Source organism: Flammeovirga aprica JL-4 (assembly GCF_012844305.1).
Lineage (GTDB): Bacteria > Bacteroidota > Bacteroidia > Cytophagales > Flammeovirgaceae > Flammeovirga > Flammeovirga aprica.
The window spans coordinates 1-618 of sequence record NZ_JABANE010000386.1; the positions used below are offsets into that span (position 1 = coordinate 1).

General features: G+C 58.1%; 1 protein-coding gene. It reads left to right on the forward strand.

The features are described from left to right. The coding region (locus tag HHU12_RS34510; protein WP_205960104.1) for a hypothetical protein at nucleotides 1-418 on the forward strand (418 nt) is incomplete at its 5' end. Nucleotides 419-618: the final 200 nt, after the last annotated feature.

Sequence of the window (618 nt, forward strand, 5' to 3'; positions counted from 1 at the left end):
CGATGCCGGGCGCGAATATCCGCGCCAGGAGCTGGTGACCGAGGTGCTGCGTCCGCTGCGCAGCCAGGTCTCCGTCAACGTACCGGCCATCATGACCCTGCGCGAAATCCTCGACGGCATCATCATCGCCTACACCTCGTTTTGCCTCGAAGGCGACAAGAAGGCGCCCGGGGATAACTTTCTGATCACCGGCTGGCACCTGACCGACGCCTGCGAAATCTGGCTTGAGGCGCTCAAACGTACCGGCCAGGGCCATCGCATCGACGTCCTGCCGGTGCCTCCCGCCGCCCTGGCGCCGGAGATTTTTCCCCAGCGCAACTGGCTGCTGGTCACCAGCGGCAAACTCTCCGCTGCCCGCCAGAGGCAGGTCGAACTCTGGCAGCAGCAGGTCGTCTCCCTCGAGGTGATCCCGCTCTAACCCCCTGTTTTCACTTACCTCCACGCTCTGTTCCGCCAGCACCCGGTGGCGCGGCGGGCTCACGCTTGCCCTTTGCGCCACCCGCGACTTTCACTCCTTAAAACACCAATCATAACAACATGATTTTTAACACAAATAAAATATATTTTTCTACAAACTTGGACAAACAATTTTATTTGTGTAAGTTTTAAGTATGCCAT